Annotated in this window: 26 protein-coding genes; 21 read left to right on the top strand and 5 right to left on the bottom strand. The window is 46.5% G+C overall.

Translation table 11 applies throughout. The features are described 5' to 3' along the window. Nucleotides 1-60: 60 nt before the first annotated feature. The 7 genes from MHM89_RS10835 to murA are packed head-to-tail and all read left to right on the top strand — an operon-like array spanning nucleotide 61 to nucleotide 4,711. A complete protein-coding gene (locus tag MHM89_RS10835; protein ID WP_081604435.1) occupies nucleotides 61-855 on the top strand; it encodes an ATP-binding cassette domain-containing protein in 795 nt (264 codons plus the stop codon). An 8-nt stretch (nucleotides 856-863) separates the two neighbouring features. Then, nucleotides 864-1,643, top strand: a complete 780-nt coding sequence (mlaE, locus tag MHM89_RS10840; protein WP_239408955.1) for a lipid asymmetry maintenance ABC transporter permease subunit MlaE — start codon at nucleotides 864-866, stop codon at nucleotides 1,641-1,643. Nucleotides 1,644-1,655: 12 nt separating this feature from the next. Next, entirely contained in the window at nucleotides 1,656-2,210 is a 555-nt protein-coding gene (gene mlaD, locus MHM89_RS10845; protein ID WP_022945560.1) for an outer membrane lipid asymmetry maintenance protein MlaD, read from the top strand. A 5-nt stretch (nucleotides 2,211-2,215) separates the two neighbouring features. Continuing rightward, entirely contained in the window at nucleotides 2,216-2,893 is a 678-nt protein-coding gene (locus tag MHM89_RS10850) for an ABC transporter substrate-binding protein (RefSeq protein WP_026111195.1), read from the top strand. Further along, nucleotides 2,886-3,176: an STAS domain-containing protein gene (locus tag MHM89_RS10855; RefSeq protein WP_022945562.1), complete on the top strand. Its 291-nt coding sequence runs from the start codon at nucleotides 2,886-2,888 to the stop codon at nucleotides 3,174-3,176. Before MHM89_RS10850 ends, MHM89_RS10855 begins: the two co-directional genes overlap by 8 nt. 5 nt (nucleotides 3,177-3,181) lie before the next feature. After that, the gene (locus MHM89_RS10860) at nucleotides 3,182-3,439 is read left to right on the top strand and encodes a BolA family protein (RefSeq protein WP_026111196.1); all 258 of its coding nucleotides are present in this window, start codon (nucleotides 3,182-3,184) and stop codon (nucleotides 3,437-3,439) included. Between the two features lie 12 nt (nucleotides 3,440-3,451). After that, nucleotides 3,452-4,711, top strand: coding sequence for a UDP-N-acetylglucosamine 1-carboxyvinyltransferase (gene murA, locus MHM89_RS10865; RefSeq protein ID WP_022945564.1), 1,260 nt, complete (start codon nucleotides 3,452-3,454; stop codon nucleotides 4,709-4,711). Between the two features lie 74 nt (nucleotides 4,712-4,785). Here the strand turns inward: murA and MHM89_RS10870 are convergent, their stop codons facing one another. The 3 genes from MHM89_RS10870 to MHM89_RS10880 form a co-directional block, all read right to left on the bottom strand. After that, nucleotides 4,786-5,868 (bottom strand): trypsin-like peptidase domain-containing protein, encoded by a 1,083-nt coding sequence (locus tag MHM89_RS10870; RefSeq protein ID WP_022945565.1) that lies wholly within the window; start codon nucleotides 5,866-5,868, stop codon nucleotides 4,786-4,788. 104 nt (nucleotides 5,869-5,972) lie between these two features. Next, nucleotides 5,973-7,325, bottom strand: coding sequence for a DegQ family serine endoprotease (locus MHM89_RS10875; protein WP_022945566.1), 1,353 nt, complete (start codon nucleotides 7,323-7,325; stop codon nucleotides 5,973-5,975). A gap of 121 nt (nucleotides 7,326-7,446) precedes the next feature. Then, complete coding sequence (locus MHM89_RS10880) at nucleotides 7,447-7,896, bottom strand: YhcB family protein (protein ID WP_045979162.1); 450 nt, start codon at nucleotides 7,894-7,896, stop codon at nucleotides 7,447-7,449. A gap of 101 nt (nucleotides 7,897-7,997) precedes the next feature. Between MHM89_RS10880 and zapE the strand changes: the two genes are divergently transcribed. The 12 genes from zapE to MHM89_RS10940 all read left to right on the top strand — a co-directional run bounded on the left by zapE (nucleotide 7,998) and on the right by MHM89_RS10940 (nucleotide 18,530). Next, nucleotides 7,998-9,086, top strand: a complete 1,089-nt coding sequence (gene zapE / locus MHM89_RS10885) for a cell division protein ZapE (RefSeq protein WP_239408781.1) — start codon at nucleotides 7,998-8,000, stop codon at nucleotides 9,084-9,086. A 230-nt stretch (nucleotides 9,087-9,316) separates the two neighbouring features. After that, on the top strand, nucleotides 9,317-9,745 hold the full coding sequence (rplM, locus tag MHM89_RS10890) for a 50S ribosomal protein L13 (protein ID WP_022945569.1): 429 nt from the start codon (nucleotides 9,317-9,319) through the stop codon (nucleotides 9,743-9,745). An 11-nt stretch (nucleotides 9,746-9,756) separates the two neighbouring features. Beyond that, entirely contained in the window at nucleotides 9,757-10,146 is a 390-nt protein-coding gene (rpsI, locus tag MHM89_RS10895) for a 30S ribosomal protein S9 (RefSeq protein ID WP_022945570.1), read from the top strand. Between the two features lie 467 nt (nucleotides 10,147-10,613). Then, nucleotides 10,614-11,210 carry a ubiquinol-cytochrome c reductase iron-sulfur subunit gene (gene petA, locus MHM89_RS10900; protein ID WP_022945572.1) on the top strand — a complete coding sequence of 199 codons (597 nt, stop codon included), beginning with the start codon at nucleotides 10,614-10,616 and terminating at the stop codon, nucleotides 11,208-11,210. After that, entirely contained in the window at nucleotides 11,210-12,475 is a 1,266-nt protein-coding gene (locus tag MHM89_RS10905) for a cytochrome b N-terminal domain-containing protein (RefSeq protein WP_045979164.1), read from the top strand. Before petA ends, MHM89_RS10905 begins: the two co-directional genes overlap by 1 nt. Beyond that, nucleotides 12,472-13,209 (top strand): cytochrome c1, encoded by a 738-nt coding sequence (locus MHM89_RS10910; RefSeq protein WP_239408782.1) that lies wholly within the window; start codon nucleotides 12,472-12,474, stop codon nucleotides 13,207-13,209. Before MHM89_RS10905 ends, MHM89_RS10910 begins: the two co-directional genes overlap by 4 nt. 127 nt (nucleotides 13,210-13,336) lie before the next feature. After that, the gene (gene sspA, locus MHM89_RS10915) at nucleotides 13,337-13,963 is read left to right on the top strand and encodes a stringent starvation protein SspA (protein ID WP_022945575.1); all 627 of its coding nucleotides are present in this window, start codon (nucleotides 13,337-13,339) and stop codon (nucleotides 13,961-13,963) included. Continuing rightward, the gene (locus tag MHM89_RS10920) at nucleotides 13,963-14,451 is read left to right on the top strand and encodes a ClpXP protease specificity-enhancing factor (RefSeq protein ID WP_022945576.1); all 489 of its coding nucleotides are present in this window, start codon (nucleotides 13,963-13,965) and stop codon (nucleotides 14,449-14,451) included. The genes sspA and MHM89_RS10920 overlap by 1 nt, the downstream gene beginning before the upstream one ends. Nucleotides 14,452-14,670: 219 nt before the next feature. Further along, the gene (gene aroK / locus MHM89_RS10925) at nucleotides 14,671-15,189 is read left to right on the top strand and encodes a shikimate kinase AroK (protein WP_022945577.1); all 519 of its coding nucleotides are present in this window, start codon (nucleotides 14,671-14,673) and stop codon (nucleotides 15,187-15,189) included. 21 nt (nucleotides 15,190-15,210) lie between these two features. Beyond that, nucleotides 15,211-16,281 (top strand): 3-dehydroquinate synthase, encoded by a 1,071-nt coding sequence (gene aroB / locus MHM89_RS10930; RefSeq protein WP_130147173.1) that lies wholly within the window; start codon nucleotides 15,211-15,213, stop codon nucleotides 16,279-16,281. Next, on the top strand, nucleotides 16,281-17,582 hold the full coding sequence (locus tag MHM89_RS10935; protein ID WP_239408783.1) for an AAA family ATPase: 1,302 nt from the start codon (nucleotides 16,281-16,283) through the stop codon (nucleotides 17,580-17,582). The genes aroB and MHM89_RS10935 overlap by 1 nt, the downstream gene beginning before the upstream one ends. A 69-nt stretch (nucleotides 17,583-17,651) precedes the next feature. Next, nucleotides 17,652-18,530 (top strand): Dam family site-specific DNA-(adenine-N6)-methyltransferase, encoded by an 879-nt coding sequence (locus MHM89_RS10940; RefSeq protein ID WP_022945580.1) that lies wholly within the window; start codon nucleotides 17,652-17,654, stop codon nucleotides 18,528-18,530. Here MHM89_RS10940 and MHM89_RS10945 read toward each other — a convergent pair. Together MHM89_RS10945 and MHM89_RS10950 are read right to left on the bottom strand one after the other, a co-directional pair. Further along, nucleotides 18,486-18,665: a DUF2970 domain-containing protein gene (locus MHM89_RS10945; RefSeq protein ID WP_022945581.1), complete on the bottom strand. Its 180-nt coding sequence runs from the start codon at nucleotides 18,663-18,665 to the stop codon at nucleotides 18,486-18,488. The two genes, MHM89_RS10940 and MHM89_RS10945, sit on opposite strands and share 45 nt — an antisense overlap. A 15-nt stretch (nucleotides 18,666-18,680) precedes the next feature. Then, on the bottom strand, nucleotides 18,681-18,986 hold the full coding sequence (locus MHM89_RS10950; RefSeq protein WP_026111197.1) for a hypothetical protein: 306 nt from the start codon (nucleotides 18,984-18,986) through the stop codon (nucleotides 18,681-18,683). Nucleotides 18,987-19,239: 253 nt separating this feature from the next. On the opposite strand from MHM89_RS10950, the gene rpe reads away from it, so the two are divergent. Next, on the top strand, nucleotides 19,240-19,914 hold the full coding sequence (gene rpe, locus MHM89_RS10955) for a ribulose-phosphate 3-epimerase (RefSeq protein WP_022945583.1): 675 nt from the start codon (nucleotides 19,240-19,242) through the stop codon (nucleotides 19,912-19,914). Beyond that, nucleotides 19,911-20,570: an HAD-IA family hydrolase gene (locus tag MHM89_RS10960; RefSeq protein WP_151173504.1), complete on the top strand. Its 660-nt coding sequence runs from the start codon at nucleotides 19,911-19,913 to the stop codon at nucleotides 20,568-20,570. The genes rpe and MHM89_RS10960 overlap by 4 nt, the downstream gene beginning before the upstream one ends. The last annotated feature ends 15 nt before the right edge of the window (nucleotides 20,571-20,585 follow it).

The raw sequence follows: 20,585 nt of genomic DNA on the forward strand, positions 1-20,585 counted from the left end.
CTCAGCGTAAAAAAACTTTAAAATACGAGGTCTAATGATAGAAATGAGCGGGAGAGCGACTTGTCGCAACCAATAGTAGAAATCAAGGATGTTACCTTCTCGCGCGGAGAGCGTGTTATCTATCAAAATATGGACTTTACCATTCCGAAAGGGAAGATCACTGCTGTTATGGGCCCAAGTGGTATAGGTAAAACCACTTTGCTCAGGCTGATTGGTGGGCAATTAAAGCCCGATTCGGGCGATATTTTATTTCAAGGCAATAGCATTCCAAGCATGTCACGTTCGGCGCTTTATCAAGCGCGAACAAAAATGAGCATGTTGTTTCAAAGTGGTGCGCTGTTTACCGATATGTCGGTGTATGACAATATCGCCTTTCCTCTTAGAGAGCACACTGAACTCAGTGAGGAGTTAATTCGCTTGGTGGTGTTAATGAAACTACAAGCGGTTGGCTTACGTGGCGCAAAAGATTTAATGCCTGCTGAATTGTCCGGGGGGATGGCACGCCGCGCTGCTTTGGCTCGCGCGATAGCCCTAGACCCTGAGTTTATCATGTATGATGAGCCTTTTGCCGGACAAGACCCTATCTCTATGGGCGTGTTAGTGCGCCTAATTAAATCACTCAACGAAGTGTTGGGGTTGTCTTCTTTGATTGTTACCCACGATGTGCAAGAGGTGTTGAGTATCGCCGACCACGTGATTATTCTCGCCGACAAAGGGGTGATTGGCAGTGGCAGCCCGGCACAAATGCGTGAACATGAATCGCCCTTAGTGCAGCAATTTTTGCAAGGGCTGTCTGATGGGCCAGTGCCTTTTCACTTTGATGCTGAGCCTTATGAACAGGAGTTGTTGTCATGATGCAGTCGCTGCTTAATTTGTGGCAACGCCTTGGACATAAAAGTCTAAGCCGTTTCGCGTCGATGGGGCGCGCTACACAGATGTTGCTGGGTGCCTTAATTAGTGTTCCTGATGTGCGCAAAGGCACGCCCTTATTAATTCGACAGCTGTATATGGTGGGTTTTCAGTCACTGATTATTATTTTGGTGTCAGGGCTGTTTATTGGCATGGTCTTAGCTCTGCAAGGCTATACCGTATTAGTTGATTATGGCGCTGAAGATAGCTTGGGCCCCCTGGTTGCTTTGAGCTTATTACGCGAACTAGGGCCGGTGGTGACGGCGCTGTTATTTGCTGGTCGCGCTGGTAGTGCGTTAACCGCCGAAATTGGTTTAATGAAAGCCACCGAGCAGTTAACGAGTTTAGAAATGATGGCTGTAGACCCGCTGAAGCGCGTCATTTCACCACGCTTTTGGGCCGGCATGATTAGTATGCCGCTGCTTGCGCTGATCTTCTCTGCTATTGCCATCATCGGCGCACATTTAGTGGGCGTAGATTGGCTTGGTGTAGATAGAGGCAGCTTCTGGTCTATTATGCAAGCGCAAGTGTCGTTCGAAAAAGACGTTCTCAACGGCCTGATTAAAAGCTTTGTCTTCGCCTTGTTGGTAACCTGGATAGCCCTATACAAAGGCTATGACTGTATCCCGACCTCTGAGGGGATCAGTAAAGCGACCACAGAAACCGTTGTGCATTCATCATTAGCCGTTCTTGGCTTCGATTTTATTTTGACCGCCGTAATGTTTGGCGGCTAAAGGATTAACACCATGAATTCGAGAAAAATTGAAATTTTAGTCGGCTTCTTTGTCACTCTTGGTGTGGCGGCGCTGGCAATTCTGGCTTTAAAGGTCGCCAATGCAGGATTAGCTGGTAGTAATGGCACTTATTCATTGCAGGCTAAGTTTGAAAATATAGGATCGTTGAAAACACGCGCTCCGATTAAAGTCGGTGGCGTTGTGGTTGGCCGTGTTGAGGGCATCCAAGTGCACCCCAGTGAATTTGTTCCTGTGGTTGAAATGGCCATCGACAACCAATATGAGTGTAAGTTTTCCGATGCCACATCGGTATCGATATTAACCTCGGGCATACTCGGCGAGCAGTATTTGGGTATTTCCCCGGTCATAGCGAGTGACTCGGCACAGCAAAGTTGTTTAGGCAATGAAGTGGCGCAGGCACAAAGCGAGGATGAGCTTTCGATAGATGCCGTATTTGGCGTACAAACGAAAGCGCTCAAGGATGGCGATATGATCACTGACACCAAATCAGCCTTGGTTTTAGAAGAGCTTATCGGCCAGTTTTTATTTAATCAAAGTAGCGAGTAATGATTATGCGTAAGCTGTTCATTGTTTTAACTGCCGTACTCTTGGCCGCCACTTCTAGCTTACAGGCACAAGAGGTGGATTTAAGTGAACCTTATAAAATGGTGCGTCAGGTTGCTGATAACACCTTTAAACGTGTTGAGCGCGATCAACAGAAAATTCAAGCCGATAAAGAATACCTAAAGGTCATTGTCGAAGAAGAGCTGTTGCCCTATATCGACTATAAGTATGCGTCTTATCGTATGCTCGCAAGCTATATTCAAAAGGCGCGCAGTATCGAAGACCCCGAAGAGAAGAAGCAGGCGATAGCCCATATAAAGCGCTTTATTGATGTCTTCAGAAACTACCTGGTAACTACCTATGCTGGGGTGTTTACGCAGTACACGAACCAAAAGGTTGAGTTTGCCGCGCCTCGCGATGTTGGTGATGCGAATGTGGTTGTGGTAAAGACAACCATTAAGGACCCAGGGAAACCAGACATTGATATTGGCTTCAAAGTGCGTAAGGATAACGACAACCAATGGCGTGCTTATGACATGATCGCCGAAGGCATCAGTTTGCTTGATGCCAAGCAAAGCGAAATACACGGTATTTTGCGCCAAGAAGGTATTGAGCACGTGATTGATTTACTAGATAAGAAAAGCCAGTTACCTGTGCAATTTCGAGGTGATGGTGTCGATGAGTAAGCTGTCGCTGCAACAAATAAAGCCACAGCACTTTGCCATTGCCGGTGAGCTAACTCGCTACAGCGTTGCGGATAAACGCTTAAGTGAGCAGCTTGTGCAAGGCCAAGAGCAAGTGGAAATCGATTTGAGCGAAGTGACGCGAGTCGATACTGCAGGCTTAGCGTGGCTTATTCAGGCATCGTCGCAACTGCAACGCCAAGGGCGCCAGTTACAACTAAACCATATACCTGAGCAGTTGCATAAACTTATGCAGTTGGGACAGGTCGAAAGTATTTTTGAGTGAGAGTGATGCAAAGCAGTCAAGTAGAAGCTTTATTAAAACAAGAGCTAGGTCTTGAAGAGATAATCGTAAAAGTAGAAGGGACCCATTACCAAGTAATTGCCGTGGGTGACTGCTTCGATGGGCTCACACCAGTGAAAAAGCAACAGCTTGTTTATAAACCACTGATGGAAAAAATCTCAGACGGCACTATTCATGCGGTTTCTATTCGCGCTTTTACGCCAGAGCAATGGCAACGCGAACGTAAGTTTATCCTTCCGCAGTAATTAGGAATCAGCATGGACCATTTTATTATTCAAGGCGGCACACCGCTCAGCGGTGAGCTCACCATTTCTGGTGCTAAAAATGCAGCATTGCCAATTTTATTCGCAGCGCTGCTGGCTGATTCACAAAGCACGTTTAGCAATGTTCCTAAGCTTCGGGATATCAATACCACCGAAGCGCTGTTGAAAGAATTAGGCGCAGGAGTTCGTTGGCAAGACGAGCAATTACTGATCGATGGTGGTTCTGTCGATAAGGTGCTTGCTCCTTACGACTTAGTAAAACAAATGCGCGCATCGGTGTTGGCCTTAGGCCCCTTGCTTGCACGCTTTGGCCAAGCTCAAGTTTCTCTGCCCGGTGGCTGTGCCATTGGGGCACGACCTGTGGATATTCATATTCAAGGTATGCGCCGTATGGGAGCAACCATTGAGGTTGAAAATGGGTACATTAATGCCCATGTCGAAGGTCGGCTGCAAGGTGCGGAAATCTTTATGGATACCGTCAGTGTGGGCGCAACCGAAAACCTGTTGATGGCGGCAACCTTAGCACAAGGTAAGACGGTACTCGAAAACGCGGCGCGTGAGCCGGAGATTAGCGATTTAGCCAAGTACTTGAATAACATGGGCGCTAAAATCAGCGGAGCAGGGACCAGTCGCATCGAAGTGCAAGGCGTAGAGCGTTTGCAAGGGTGTGAGCATGCGATTTTACCGGATCGTATAGAAACCGGAACATTCCTAGTTGCAGCGGCCATGGCAAAAGGCGATGTGTTATGCAAAAACACAGATTATCATAGCCTTGAGCCAGTTATTGAAAAACTGCGCGAGGCGAATGCACTTGTTGAAGTGACCGACAACAGCATCTACCTAGATATGCGTGGTCGTGAGCTCAAAGCTGTGAATATTAAAACCGCACCTCACCCAGGGTTTCCTACGGATATGCAAGCGCAGTTTACGGCGCTAAATGTGGTTGCTAATGGCAGCGCCACAATTACCGAAACTATTTTTGAAAACCGGTTTATGCATGTACCTGAACTTCAGCGCATGGGAGCCAATATTCGCCTTGAAGGGAATACCGCAATTTGTGGCGACAGTCCTAAATTGACTGGCGCACGGGTTATGGCGACCGATTTGCGGGCCTCTGCAAGTTTGATCTTAACCGGAATCATTGCCAGTGGTGAAACCCGTGTTGACCGCATTTATCATGTTGACCGTGGTTATGAGCATATTGAAGACAAACTCAGCGCGCTTGGTGCCAATATTAAACGTGTGAGTGAGTAGTCTCGCTATTAACTTGGTAATAGAAAAAGGCCGCTGATAGCGGCCTTTTTAGATGGTAATGTGGGTGTGTTCGATTATAACCGGGTTTCTAGTTCAGCGACGGTGACCGTCAAGGTGTGCGGCTCACCATCACGGTAGAGTTCCACCTCAAGTTCAGTCCCCGGTTCGGTATTGGCAATGCGCTCCAGAGTCTGTTGGATATTACTCACCGAATGCCCGCCCATGCTGACGACAATATCGCCTTCTTTGATACCAGCTCGCCACGCCGGCCCGAGTGGATCCATTTTATTAATACGCATACCGGCGATGGCCATATGGTTATTAGTGACTTCCCGACCTTGCTGATCGACAGCGGTTACATCCATGCCCATGTAGCCACGCACAACCCGACCATAGCGAATAAGCTTATCCATAACATCCTTAGCGAGAGAGTAGGGAACAGCAAAGAAGATCCCTTGAATATCGAGGTTCGCTCGGGTTTTAAACTGTGCTGAGGTAATGCCAACCAAGTCGCCATGAGAATTCACTAAGGCACCGCCTGAGTTACCGACATTTATCGCGGCATCCATTTGTAGCAAGCTACTGTGGGAGCTGTCGGTTACTCGTTGCTTTCCGGTGGCACTAATAATCCCCTGAGTAATGGTTTGCCCTAAGTTAAGGGGGTTACCAATAGCCAGCACCACATCGCCAACCTGAGGTTTGAAATCATTATCAACCGGGATAGCTGGTAGATTCTCTCCCGCGACTTTCAATAATGCCAAATCAGTAACGGTATCGAACCCTACTAACTGCACCTCACTAAAACGGCGTCCGTCAGCAAGAATGACCTCGACTAAATCAGCATTATTAATGACATGGTAGTTAGTCAAAATGTAGCCGTCTGGACTCATTAGTACGCCTGAGCCGAGTTCAGATACGGTGTTCTGTCTTTGCATGTAACGTGGCTGAGTCGAGATGCGCTCTGAATACACTGTGACCACTGCGGGCGCGGCGCGACGTACCGCTTTGGCGTAGCTCATATGGGAGCCAGTAAAGCCATCGGCGGAGAGAATGGGGAGCAAAGCATCACGCAAAGACGGAGTGGCGAGCACAATAATAAAGGCGATACCCAGACCACTTAATAGCGGCAGCAAGGCGAACTTAATCTTTTTCAGCACGAGATAATAATTATTATTTATTTATAAGCTTAGGCAATGATGGCACATAAACGACAACAGCGGCAAGGGCGCCGCTGTTGAATGTTGTTAAAGCACAACAGGGGTTACTGTATAGGCGCGAAGAAGGTGCTATTGCCACGGCGTACTACCAGCACAATATTACCTTGAATATCTTTGATTAGATTAGCAAGTTCACGCACGGTTTCTACCCGCTCACGGTTGACCTGAGTAATAATGTCTCCCTCTTCCAAGCCTAGTCGGGCAGCAACGGAACGGGGGTCTACCGAATTGATAATAACCCCTTTGATACCGTTACGTTTGCCGGACTCAAGCTCAGCACCGGCTAAGGCGCGATGAATTTCGGCGGCTTCCTCTGTAACGTTGTCCGCTGCGGCTAAGGTCACGTCTAACTCGATTTCTTCATCATCACGGAAAATACCGATTTCCACTTCCTTGCCCTCACCTAGGGTAGCAATTTTGCCGGCTAATTCAGCAAAGCTCTTAATGTCGTCACCGTTGACGCTGATGATAACATCGCCAGCTTTGATGCCTGCTTTCTCGGCAGCCGAGTCTTCAACGACGCGCTCAACCATTGCACCTTGTTTAACATCGAGATCCAAGGCTTCGGCATAGCCTGCATCTAATGTGCGCCCGGCAACACCCAATGAACCACGGCGCACTTGTCCGTACTCAACAATCTGATCGACTAAGTTTTTCATCATATTAGAGGGGATGGCAAAGCCGATACCAACGTTACCACCGGAAGCACCTAAAATAGCGGTGTTAATACCGATTAGTTCACCTTTGAGGTTAACTAGCGCTCCCCCTGAGTTACCTTGGTTGATAGCCGCATCGGTTTGAATAAAGTCCTCATAGCCTTCGATATTAAGCCCACTACGCCCTAGGGCACTCACGATACCTGAGGTGACCGTGTGGCTTAAACCAAATGGGTTACCGATAGCGACAGAAAAGTCACCAACACGGAGCTTATCAGAGTCAGCGAGCTTGACTTCAGTAAGGTCTTCGCCATCGACTTGTAACAGCGCGATATCTGATTCTTTATCAGCGCCGACGAGCGTCGCTTCGAATTCACGACCATCTTCTAAGGTCACCACCATTTCCTCGGCATCGGCGATAACATGGTTATTCGTCACTACATAACCTTCATCGGCGTCGATGATGACACCGGAGCCTAGGCCACTAAATGGACGCTTTTGTGAACGAGGTTGAGGACGCCCAAAGAAGAAGTCAAACGGGTCGACACGGCGACGCACTTCTTTTGAGCCGGATACACGAATACTCACTACGCCAGGAGTGACGCGCTCGAGCATAGGTGCAAGCGTAGGTAACTGCTGTCCATCTACCGCGACGGGCAGCTTGGCATGAGAGATACTAGGTTGAGCAAGTAAAGTGGCCGATAAAATAGCGGCACTGATGATTGATAACTTCATTTTCATAGTCTGGGCAAACTCCACAATACAGGGGCTGCTATGCAGCCCGATACCTATAAAGCTATTTCCTATACAGACTATGGGGTCGTTAATTTAGTTCCTCAAGAGATAAATAACTGCCTATTTATCAGGCAGGTTGCTTATCGTTAGACTTTTGCTCACCACTAAATAACCCTGATTCGCCGCTGGCATAATCGGTTGGCTGACTGTCGTGCACGCTGCGAGTGGGTTGGCGCTCGGGACGCTGATTTAAAGACGCATGCAGTTGCTCAGTGGTTTCTTTTGAGAAAAAAGGCTGGCTTAAATCAACATCTTGTTTTGCAGTTAATAAGTGGTCGCTTTGCTGTACATGGTTAACTAACTGTTCGTAGTTTTCCTTGAGCTTAGCGATTAATTTATTGGTGTTATCTAAATGATCAGCGACATCTTGACGGTAACGCTCAAGGTCATTTTGCGCTTGTTGCGCTTGCTCTTCTAATTCGCCCTGTTTGAAGCGGCGTTTAGTCATCCAGCTGCCAACAAAAAAGCTGCATGCAGCAACAATAATTACGATACCTAGCCAAGTAGTGGTATACATAAATTTCCCCTTTTGAAAACTTTACTGAGTCAAATATACGCTTTGTTGTCAGCCGTGTTAAGATAGCGCGAAAATTAATCCCTAGTATTGCTCCTATCACCATGACACCTTGGCAAAAATATCAACAAGATTTACAGCGCGATGACTTCCTTCATGATGAAGCACAAGAAAACGCGGTGCGCCACCTGCAACGCCTGTATGATGACATTGTTGCTCAGCCTGAAAAGCCGCGCGGTTTTTTCTCTAAGCTGTTTGCCAAGGATAGCACGAAGGCCATCAAAGGGCTTTACTTTTGGGGCGGGGTAGGGCGTGGTAAGACCTATCTGGTCGATACCTTTTACGAGGCTCTGCCGACTGAGCGTAAAATGCGGGTGCATTTTCACCGCTTTATGCACCGTGTGCATCAGGAACTAAAACAATTACAAGATGTTAAAAACCCGCTGTTGGTGGTGGCCGATAAACTTAAAGCCGAAACCGACATCATCTGCTTTGATGAGTTCTTTGTTCAGGACATCACCGATGCCATGCTATTAGGTGGCCTGATGGAAGCGCTGTTTGCGAGAGGGATTGTATTAGTTGCGACGTCTAATATTGTGCCTGATGAGCTGTATAAAAATGGCTTGCAGCGGGCACGTTTCCTGCCCGCAATTGAGCTGGTAAAGGCTAATACCGAGATAGTGAATGTCGATTCCGGCGTTGATTATCGCTTACGCACCTTAGAGCAAGCGGAAATTTATCACAGTCCGCTTGATGAGCAAGCGGATCAAAACCTATTTGCTTATTTCGAGCAACTATCCCCCGAGCCGGGCAGAGCAAACGAGGCCATTGAAATTGAAGGACGGATGATTCAAACACGCATGGTTAGTGACTGCATTGTGATGTTTGATTTTGCCGAACTGTGTGAAAGTGCGCGCTCACAAGTGGATTATATGGAAATCTCCCGCCTTTATAACACCGTGCTACTGGCCAATGTGAAACAAATGGGGCAACACAATGATGACGCTGCGCGTCGTTTTATTGCGTTAGTCGATGAGTTTTATGAGCGTAATGTGACGCTGATTATCTCCGCACAAGCGCCCATTGAAGCGCTCTATACTCAAGGGAACTTAAACTTTGAGTTCAAACGCTGTGTCAGCCGATTGCAAGAGATGCAATCACGCGAATATCTAGAACGCCCTCATTTAGCTTAGTCGGTTCGTTTTTACAGCTCCTATCACTGCATAAAAAATCAGCGCGGCGGTAGCCAAGGGATTTTCAAACTGCTATACTCCCGCGCCTGCCACGTTGCGTTCTATCACTGTATTTAGCTTAGCCACTATTTACAGTATCAAGTCTTAAACTCGAAGGGGTTAAAGCATTAGTAGAGCGGCAGTTAATAAACTGCCTGTGGTTTTAAAATTGAAAACATTGGATTTTTAGAATGAAAACGTTTGTTGCTAAACCAGAATCAGTAAAACGTGACTGGTACGTAGTTGACGCCGAAGGTAAAACTTTAGGTCGCATCGCTACTGAAATCGCTCGTCGTCTTCGCGGTAAGCATAAAGCAGAGTACACTCCACACGTTGACACTGGTGACTACATCATCGTAATCAACGCTGACAAAGTTACTGTAACTGGTAACAAAGCTCAGAACAAAATGTACTATGCGCACACTGGTTACCCAGGTGGCCTGAAGTCTACTAACTTTGAGAAACTTCAAGCTAGCAAGCCTGAGATGATCATTGAAAAAGCGGTTAAAGGCATGTTGCCACGTGGTCCTCTAGGCCGTGCAATGTTCCGTAAGCTTAAAGTTTACGCAGGTACTGAGCACAATCACGCTGCACAGCAGCCTCAGGTTCTAGACATTTAAGGAGCACAGTCATGGCAAATCAATACTACGGTACAGGTCGTCGTAAAAGTTCAAGTGCTCGCGTATTCCTACGCCCAGGCACTGGCAACATCGTAATTAATCAACGTTCTATCGAAGAATACTTCAGTCGTGAAACGTCTCGCATGGTTGTTCGTCAGCCATTAGAGCTTGTTGAAATGACTGAAAAGTTTGACCTATACATCACTGTTGAAGGTGGTGGTTCTACTGGTCAAGCTGGTGCAATCCGTCACGGTATTACCCGTGCGCTTATGGAGTTCGACGAGTCACTTCGTTCAGACCTTCGTAAAGCTGGCTTTGTTACTCGCGATGCTCGTAAAGTTGAGCGTAAGAAAGTGGGTCTTAAGAAAGCACGTAAGAACACTCAATTCTCGAAGCGTTAATTTTTTACGTATCCAGAATTTCAAAACCCGGCTTTGCTTTGGCAAACCGGGTTTTTTACTTTAGGCAATGATAAAGTGCCATCTCCCCCGTTACTGCCTTAAAGTTTGATATTTTTCTATTATTTCCCTCATTTAATGCCCATCGCGCCACTATTTTTGATAAAATTTTGCTACAATTGCGTGGCAAATAAACCGATGAAGTGATTTTTAATACTTTGCTGAACCGATATTGATCTTTGTCACCGTCACCAGCAAGTAACCGCGATATGATCGTTCACGCTGATCTATGCCGTAAAAAGTTGCATGGCAATAATGGCGGTGTTTATTGGCGGTGAGACAATGAATAACCTTGTTTTAATCAAGGCTTTTATTTATGATCGCTTCTATTTTGTAACTTCAAAAATTAACCTGCTGTAACTGATGTTCTCAATATAGCAAGTGTTGAGAATCATAGTGGAGATAAGTGGATGAGCAATGCGCCTGTAGACAACAGCCGACGCCGCTTTTTAACCATAGCTACCTCTGTTGTAGGTGGTGTTGGTGCGGTTGGAGCTGCTGTTCCTTTTATCGCGTCTTGGAACCCAAGTGAGAGAGCTAAATCTGCGGGTGCTCCCGTAGAAGTTGATATCTCGAAGATTGAGCCAGGACAACTAATCCGTGTTGAGTGGCGAGGCAAACCTGTATGGGTTATCTCGCGTACGCCTGACATGTTAAAACAACTTAAAGAGCACGAAGATCAGCTGCGTGATCCTCAATCTGAGGAACCACAACAGCCTGAATTTGCTAAGAACCCAATGCGTTCTCGCAAAGACGATATCTTTGTCGCTGTGGGTATCTGTACTCACTTAGGTTGCTCTCCTAGCTTCTTACAAGGTGGCTTTGGCGAGAAAGTGGAAGGTACTGATGATGGTTTCTTCTGTCCATGTCACGGTTCTAAGTTTGATATGGCAGGTCGAGTATTCCAATCGGTTCCCGCTCCACTGAACCTTGAGATCCCTCCTTATTACTTCATTGATGACACCACGATTTTGGTCGGTGGTGAAAAAGGCGAAGGGGCAGCATAATGTTTGGTAATATTATCAATTGGATTGATGAACGTATTCCCATGACTCGCGTCTGGAATATGCACATCGCACAATATCCAGCACCGAAAAACTTTAACTTCTGGTACTTCTTTGGCTCATTGGCCATGCTCGTGCTAGTAAACCAAATCGTCACGGGCATTTGGTTGACCATGAACTTTGTACCTTCTGCTGAAGGTGCTTTTGCTTCCGTTGAATATATCATGCGTGATGTTGAATACGGCTGGCTACTGCGTTATCTCCACTCTACAGGGGCATCTGCCTTCTTCGTGGTGGTTTATTTGCACATGTTCCGTGGCATGATCTACGGTTCATATCAAAAACCGCGTGAGCTATTGTGGTTGTTTGGTATGTTTATCTTCCTAGCATTAATGGCTGAAGCCTTCATGGGCTACCTATTACCATGGGGTCAGATGTCATTCTGGGGTGCTCAGGTTATTATCTCACTGTTTGGTGCGATTCCGGTTATTGGTGATGATCTAACACTGTGGATCCGTGGTGACTATGTTATCTCTGGTGCCACTTTGAACCGTTTCTTTGCATTGCACGTTATCGCGCTGCCATTAGTGCTCGTTATTCTCGTGTTCTTACACATTGTTGCGCTGCACGAAGTGGGCTCTAACAACCCTGACGGTATCGATATTAAACGTAAAAAAGGCACTGTTGCGGAAGAAGACAAAGCGAAATTCAAATTCCACGAGTATTACACCGATAAGAAAGATATTGTCGATGCAATACCGTTCCACCCTTACTACACAGTGAAAGACATTGTTGGTGTGGTTGGCTTCTTGATTATTTTCTCTTACATCGTGTTCTTTACGCCAGAGATGGGCGGCTTCTTCCTGGAAGCACCAAACTTTGAAGCGGCGAACCCGCTGAAAACGCCTGAGCATATTTTCCCGGTATGGTACTTCACACCGTTCTACGCAATCTTGCGTGCAATTCCAGATAAACTACTGGGTGTTGTAGCTATGGGTGCGTCTATTGTGGTGTTAGCTTTACTACCTTGGATTGACCGTGGTCGAGTACGCTCTATTCGCTATCGTTGTGGTTTCCACAAATTGAATATTGCGCAGTTCGTTGTGACCTTTGTTATTCTTGGTTGGGTTGGTGCAACACCGCAAACTGATTTCAAAACAATTCTGTCGCAGATTTGTACGGTGACCTATTTCATGTTCTTTGTGTTACTGTTCTTCTACAGTAAAAACGAGAAAACCAAGCCATTGCCAGAGAGGTTGACGAAATGATGAAGAAACTAGTTATCGGTTTATTCGCATTGCTGCCTACTTTGTCGATGGCAGCAGGTCCTTCAATGCCGCTGCAAGACGCGAACATTGACCTAAAGGACCAGGCATCATTACAGCGTGGTGCCAAGTTATTTATGAACTACTGCTTAGGTTGTCACCAAATGCAGTATCAGCGCTACCAGCGTACTTTCCGCGATATTGGTATTCCTACTGAAATCGGCGAAGAGACGCTTATTTTTGATGGTTCAAAAGTAGGTAGCCATATTAAAAATTCGATGGGTGAAGAAGATGCAGCGAAATGGTTTGGTGCGGCTCCGCCGGATTTAACCTTAATCGCACGTGTTAAGTCACCTGACTACATCTATACGTACTTAAAGTCGTTTTATAAAGATGAGTCGCGTCCTTTTGGTGTGAACAATGTAGTGTTCCCATCAGTAGGTATGCCGCACGTGTTGCAAGAGTTGCAAGGTCTACCAACGCCAATTTACGAAGAAGTTGAGCAAAATGGTAAAACAGTACAAAAAGTAGTGGGTACTGAGACTGATGGGACCGGGGAAATGAGTGTCGATGAATACGACCAAGCAGCCCGCGACCTAGCAAACTTCATGGCGTATGTAGGTGAGCCTTCGCGCTTAGATTCAGAGGCGCTGGGTATTAAGGTCATCGGCTTTTTGGTGATTCTGTTTATCCTCGCTTTCTTTTTGAAGAAAGAATACTGGCGAGATGTTCATTAATTAGAATATTCAACCAGTTAACTCAATAGGGGCAACATGCCCCTATTGCCGTTTAAAGTCATTGCTCAAATTTTGGGCCATGACGCAAAAGTATTTTGTACTTTGTGATTTTTTGATGGAGGTAGGCATGGCCGTTGCTGCCAATAAACGCCCTGTAATGACGCTGTTTTCCGGTGCTAATTGTATGTACAGCCACCAAGTTCGTATTGTCTTGGCGGAAAAAGGAGTTAGCGTGGATATCCACTTGGCGGAGAAGGATAACTTGCCAGAAGCGTTACACGAGATTAACCCATATGGCACTGTACCCACTCTGATTGATCGTGAACTTGGTTTATACCAAGCGAACATCATTATGGAATATCTGGATGAGCGTTTTCCACATCCTCCATTAATGCCTGTTTACCCAGTCATGCGTGGTCGTAGTCGCTTGATGATGCACCGTATCGAAACAGACTGGTACTCACTGGCAGCGAAAATTTATGCCGGTGGCAGTGATGCTGAACAAGCGCGTAAAGAATTGACCGAAGCATTACTTGCTGTGGCTCCTATCTTTAACGAAGCGCCTTATTTTATGAGCGAAGAGTTTAGTCTTGTTGATTGTTACCTAGCGCCACTATTGTGGCGTTTACCTGAACTAGGCATTAGCTTAGAAGGTGCTGGTAGCAAAGAGCTAAAAGAATACATGATTCGTTTGTTTGAGCGTGAGTCATTCCAAGCATCACTAACCGAAGCCGAACGTGAGATTCGTCTATAATGACGCCTAACAGACCTTATCTGCTACGCGCCTTTTACGATTGGATTGTTGACAACCAGTGCACACCGCACTTGGTTGTTAACGCCGATTTTCCCAACGTGCAAGTGCCTACTCAGTTTGTTCAAGATGGACAAATTGTGTTGAATATAAGCCCAAGCGCGGTTACTCAGTTCTCAATGGACAACGCTCTGCTGACATTTAATGCTCGATTCGGCGGTCAGCCGATGCAGGTCTATGTGCCAATGGGCGCTGTGTTAGCGATATATGCACGGGAAAACGGTGAAGGGACGGTGTTTACTCAGGATGAAACCTACGAAGAGCAAGAACGCTCAGGTGTAACGCCTTCACAGCCACAGTCTGAAGAGTTGCCTGAACCGCAGCCTGGACTAGAGGCCATTGACAATCCAAACCCACAAGCTAGCCGTGAAACCAGTCAGGAAGACAAGAGTAAGGGCAAAAAAGGCAGTCACTTAAAAGTGATCAAATAGCCTAGCTACACCTTTGGCTAAAACAGCTCACTCTCGGTGAAGGTCATCTACACTACTTCCCGAGGGCTGTTTCCGTGACCGACCGCCTACTGTAATTATTTACTGTATTATGCTTGAAAACAGGCATAAATTACTGAGATAATCTCCCCCTTGATTTTGGGGCCAGTCGCGAGGCGGGGTTTTTAATTCAAATTTTAGAGTTCGTTTGTACTAAAAAATATGGCTGAGAAACGTAATATATTTCTAGTAGGCCCAATGGGGGCCGGCAAGAGCACAATTGGTCGTCACATCGCAGATCAACTACACCTTGAGTTTTATGACTCAGATAACGAAATTGAGCGCCGCACTGGTGCCGATATTGCGTGGGTGTTCGATATTGAGGGCGAAGAAGGTTTTCGTCGTCGCGAAGAGACTGTGATCACTGATTTAACCGAGCTTCAAGGTATTGTACTTGCAACGGGTGGTGGCTCTGTAGTCAGTAAAGAAGTACGCAACAAACTGTCTGCACGTGGTATCGTAGTGTACCTAGAAACCCCAATCGAAAAGCAAGTGGCTCGCACCCAGCGCGACAAACGTCGTCCGCTACTGCAAACTAAAGAAGATCCACAAGACGTGTTAGAGCGTCTAGCTGAGGAGCGTAACCCGCTCTATCAAGAAGTGGCTGACTTCACGGTTCGCACCGACGAGCAAAGCGCTAAAGTGGTCGCTAACCAAATCATTGAGAAGCTTGATTTCTAAATAAACCAGGGAGAATTGCGCATGCTGGAACTTAATGTTGAACTAGGTGAGCGCAGTTACCCCATTTTCATTGGTGATAATTTACTGCGCGATTCTGAGCGTCTAGGGTCATTCTTAGGTCAAAATCGACCAGTTATTGTCACCAATGAAACCATCGCCCCGCTGTATCTAGATATCCTCATAAATACCTTGCATGAACACCAACCATTAGTGTTCGTGATGCCTGATGGTGAGCAATTTAAAACGCTGCAATGGTTCGAGCGCTTAAATGCGTTTTTGCTTGAGCATAATTGTGGACGTGACACTTGCCTGCTAGCGCTAGGCGGAGGTGTCATTGGCGACCTTACCGGCTTTGTTGCGGCGTGTTATCAGCGCGGCATCGACTTTATACAAATTCCAACGACTCTGTTATCGCAAGTCGACTCGTCTGTTGGTGGTAAAACAGCCGTTAATCACCCCCTTGGGAAAAATATGATTGGCGCTTTTTACCAGCCGCAAGCGGTATTTATTGATAATCGTGTGCTCAACACTTTGCCGAGCAAGGAATTTGCTGCGGGAATGGCGGAAGTGGTCAAATATGGGCTAATTTATGATGCCGATTTATTTGCACAACTAGAACAGCACAGTGATGAAATCAAGGCACAGCACCCGCAGTTGTTACCGCAAGTTATCCATCGTTGCTGTGAAATTAAAGCACAAATTGTTGCCCAAGATGAGAAAGAAGCGGGCCTGCGTGCTCTGCTCAATCTCGGTCATACCTTTGGCCATGCTATCGAGGCACACATGGGCTATGGCCAGTGGTTACATGGTGAGGCCGTAGCCGCCGGGATGGTATTAGCCGCGAAGTTAGCCGTGATGCGTGGTTGGCTTAGTGAACAAGAATTAACGCGCATTGTGACTTTATTAGCGAATTATGACTTACCAACCAGCGCGCCAGAGCAAATGAGCTGCCAAGACTTTATCGCGCATATGAGAAAAGATAAAAAGAATAAGGCGGGCCGCATACGCTTTATCCTTCCTACGGCTTTTGGTCGCTGTGAACTTATTGATGATGTATCAGAGGCCGAGTTAGATACTTTGTTTTCACGCTAATGCAATCGCAAATACTTCCCTCGCGAGCAGCCTTAGCCAAGCGCATCGCGCTGCAATTTAGCTATGGGCAAAACCTTATTCATTTGGTTGCCGCTCCAGGATTCGGTAAGAGCTATCTTTTAGAGCACTTTGTAACCGACCACTACGAACCCTTTAGTAAGGCCTATATTGAAGTTGGCGCTAAGACGCGGGATGAAGATGTGGTGACTCACCTGTTGGAGCATAGCTTTTCTTATCCTTTGGTGGATGTAAACGAGACCCTCAGTGATAACTTCTATCGGTTAGTAAAGGAGCAGGGGGAGCGACAGTTACTTTGGGTTATAGATAACGCCAAACAGCTATCGCAGGAACTGATCATTGAGTTAGAAAAGCTTGCGAAAACAGCGCCAGGCGTTCTGTATATCCTCTGTGCATCTTCTCGCGCGGAACTATTTGAAAACGCCGTAGATATTCATCTAGAGCCGCTGTCCGACTCGGAAAGCATACGTCTTATGCAAAGCTTTTATAAGACCTTACCACCGGCAGAAGACCCCGTTTTTTCTGAATTCGTGCGTCAATGCCACGGCAATCCAGCTTTGTTGTTACAGTGGCACCAAGAACAGCAGATGCCAAAACACACGGCAAAGCCAACCCGGCGATGGTGGCTCGTGCCGACCATGATTGTTGTTATTTTGATTGTTATTGGCTTGGTTTATCAACGTGATGAACTAACGGTCATGCTGCCACAAAGCGAGAATGCGCCGGTGGTTGCTAACGATGCGGTCTTTGCAAAGCAGCAACAACCCTCGCAGGGCGCACATGAGGGCAACATGCCGCAGCCTGAGCAAGCGAGTGACGACAACCTCATCACTGAAAAGCTAGAAAATGATACTCAAGCTGTGGTTGCAGCACTGCAACAGCCAGCCACGCAGGCGGCTACAGAGCAGGCACAGCCAGTAGAGGAAGCAGAGCCTGAACAGCGACAGAGCGTACCGACCAGTAGCAACATGCTGCCATATGATCATCACTGGTATAATCGCCAAGATGATAGTTTATGGTTATGGCAACTAACTGTGATGTCTAACGAGCAGCAGGTGGAGGCGTATATTGCCCGCCATAATCTCGAGAAAAAAGTACGTCATTATCAACGCGCTGATAAAGGATGGCATATTCTGACTTGGGCACAGCCCGCTAGTCGTAACGCAATTGATGCACAGCTTATAGAAATTGCAGAGCTACTGCCTAGTTTAGAGCCCTACGCAAAGCAAATCAGTAAGATAAAAGCAGAGATAGACTCGCAACCTAACCCTGAGTTGCGGTAGAATCTTGCGTTAACATCGCCCGCCGCGATGCTGTGATATTTAATTCATAACCGATGAGCAAGTGATTTAATGCAAAAGAAAACCCGTGCTTTCCTGAAGTGGGCGGGCGGCAAATATAGCTTGGTAGATGATATTGCCAAGCGCTTAGATACCGCACAGGCGCTGACGGGCAATCGCGCTACGACACTGGTCGAGCCCTTTGTCGGCGCAGGCTCGGTGTTTCTTAATACGCACTTTGATCATTATGTGCTCAATGATATCAACGCTGATCTTATTAACCTTTACCGTGAATTAACCCACGCCCCTGATGAGTTTATCAGTGACGCTCGTAAGTTATTCAGTGCGGTCAATAATGATGCTGATATTTACTATGGTTTGCGCAAACAGTTTAATGCCAGTCGCGATGCCTACGAGCGTGCCATATTATTTTTGTACATGAATCGTCATGGTTACAATGGCCTGTGCCGCTATAACCTAAAAGGTATTTTTAACGTCCCATTTGGCAAATACAAAAAGCCCTACTTTCCAGAGAAGGAAATGTACTTCTTTGCTGAAAAGGCGCAGCGAGCGACATTTACTTGTTTGAGCTATAAAGATGTTTTTGCCCAGTTGCCAAAAAATGCAGTGGTGTACTGCGATCCCCCTTATGTGCCATTAAGTAAAACCGCATCGTTCACCTCTTATGCAAAAGGTGGTTTTAATCTTGATGATCAGGCTAACCTTGCCAATTTAGCGGAGCAAGCAGCGGGAGTAAGTAATACTTCGGTGTTGATCTCTAACCATGATACCCTTTGGACGCGCAAAATATATGAGCAAGCGAGTATTGATGTGCTGAATGTAAAGCGCACAATTAGCCCCAAGGGACATGCTCGCAATAAGGTAAGTGAGTTGATGGCGATGTATTTATCTGGCCGGCAATACCAATTGAACCAAACCAAGCACGCCTAAAATAAACGCGATAAATAATACGATAGCGATAGCAATAAGCACCTTTGGATTATGGTGCTTAAAGTCATGCTCACGCTTGGCATTACTTTGAACCCCAAAAAATGCGGCGATAACGCTTTGCAGTTGCGACCACATAAGTAGAGTCGTGACTTAGTAAGATTTGCTTGAGAATTGGCGAGACTTGTTGTCGTCGCGGGTCAATAGTTCGAGTAAATCGAGGTAGTGAAATTGTGCGCTGCGGCTGTCGCCAGTTAACCATGCGAACCAAGACTGTTGGGCTTGGTGGTTACAGGCTTGCTTCATATCGATGTCGTAGGTAGAGGCGGAGCCATTACATTGGCATTGTTCTAACGCCACTTGTTGCGCTTGTACTGAGCTGTTTATGCTGAAGGCAGCGACTGTAACACCCAATGCAGCGGCTGCTACAAGCAGTGTACGAGTTTTAAGGCCAAACATATCCATCTCCAGTCCATTAGTATTAACCAGAGCTTACTCAATATTGATTAAAAAAACAACTGAATATTAACTGAAAAACAAAACTTTTTCTTTAAAAATAAGGGTCTTATGTTTAATTAATGTTAATTTTTGTTTTTAAATTATTGTTTCTTTTCACTTATCTGTGCAGCAAAGTTCGCAAACTTAATTTACTAAGCTGACACGCTCGTCTGTTTTCCGTTAAAGTAACGGCTAAGTTCAAAGGAGCCGTAATATGAAAGATTACCTGATAGCGCCGTCTATTTTAGCAGCCGACTTTGCTCGCCTCGGTGATGAAGTAGAACGCGTATTGGCGGGTGGAGCCGATGTGATTCATTTCGATGTAATGGATAACCATTATGTTCCCAACCTTACTTTTGGCCCTATGGTGTGCAAAGCGATACGGGACTTTGGTATTAGTGCACCGATTGATGTGCACCTAATGGTTAAGCCTGTTGATAGTTTAATTCCGCAGTTTGCACAAGCCGGTGCCAGTATTATTACTTTCCACCCCGAAGCCAGTGAGCACATTGATAGAAGCTTAGCGCTAATCAAAGAGCAGGGGTGTAAAGCCGGGCTGGTCCTCAATCCTGCAACACCTTTGCATATTTTAGAGCATGTGATGGATAAACTGGACGTTATTCTTCTGATGTCGGTGAATCCAGGTTTTGGTGGCCAAAGCTTTATTCCCCATACACTAGAAAAGCTGCGCCAGACCCGTGCATTGATTGACGCCAGCGGCCGTGATATTCGCTTAGAGGTGGATGGTGGCATAAAAGTAGATAACATTGCTGAAGTTGCAGCAGCCGGCGCCGATATGTTTGTGGCTGGTTCGGCGATTTTCAACCAACCCGATTATAAAGCGGTGATTACGCAAATGCGCGACCAATTGGCAAAGGTGCAGGCGTGAAGTATCAAGCGCTGCTATTTGACTTAGACGGCACCTTAGTGGATAGCGCTGAGGATATGTATATTGCTAGCAACTTGATGCTAACTGATTTAGCACGGCCCATCGTCTCGCAAACTATGGTGCGTCAGTTTGTAGGTAATGGTATTGAGATGCTAGTGAAACGACTCCTGAGCGGTGACATGGCGGTGAATCCTTATCTAAGCGCCGCAGATATAGAGCGAGCGACCTCGCTGTTTTTCAGCCATTATGAAGCGGTAGTCGCTGAGCATAGCGCGCTCTATCCCCATGTAGAAACGGTACTTGCAGCATTTGCACATATTCCCAAAGCTGTGGTGACTAATAAAGCGCGTCGCTTTACCTTGCCGCTGTTAGAGAAAATGGCCATTGCCCGCCATTTCGATGTTGTTGTATGTGGCGATGACGGCGACAAGAAACCGGCCCCGGCACCGCTTTTGAGTGCGAGCGAACAATTAGCCGTTGCACCTAAGGACTGCCTTATGATCGGAGACTCCAAGTCTGACCTATTGGCTGCGCAGGCAGCCGCAATGGATTGCCTTGCACTTACCTATGGCTACCATCAAGGCGAAGATTTAAGGCAATACAATCCACAGTACCTCTGTGACCAATTCTTAGATATAATCACGACCATTAATTGATCAGTAATAAAGGAA

The sequence above is a fragment of the Pseudoalteromonas sp. CNC9-20 genome (genome assembly GCF_022347875.1).
In the GTDB taxonomy this organism is placed as follows: Bacteria; Pseudomonadota; Gammaproteobacteria; order Enterobacterales; family Alteromonadaceae; genus Pseudoalteromonas; species Pseudoalteromonas ruthenica.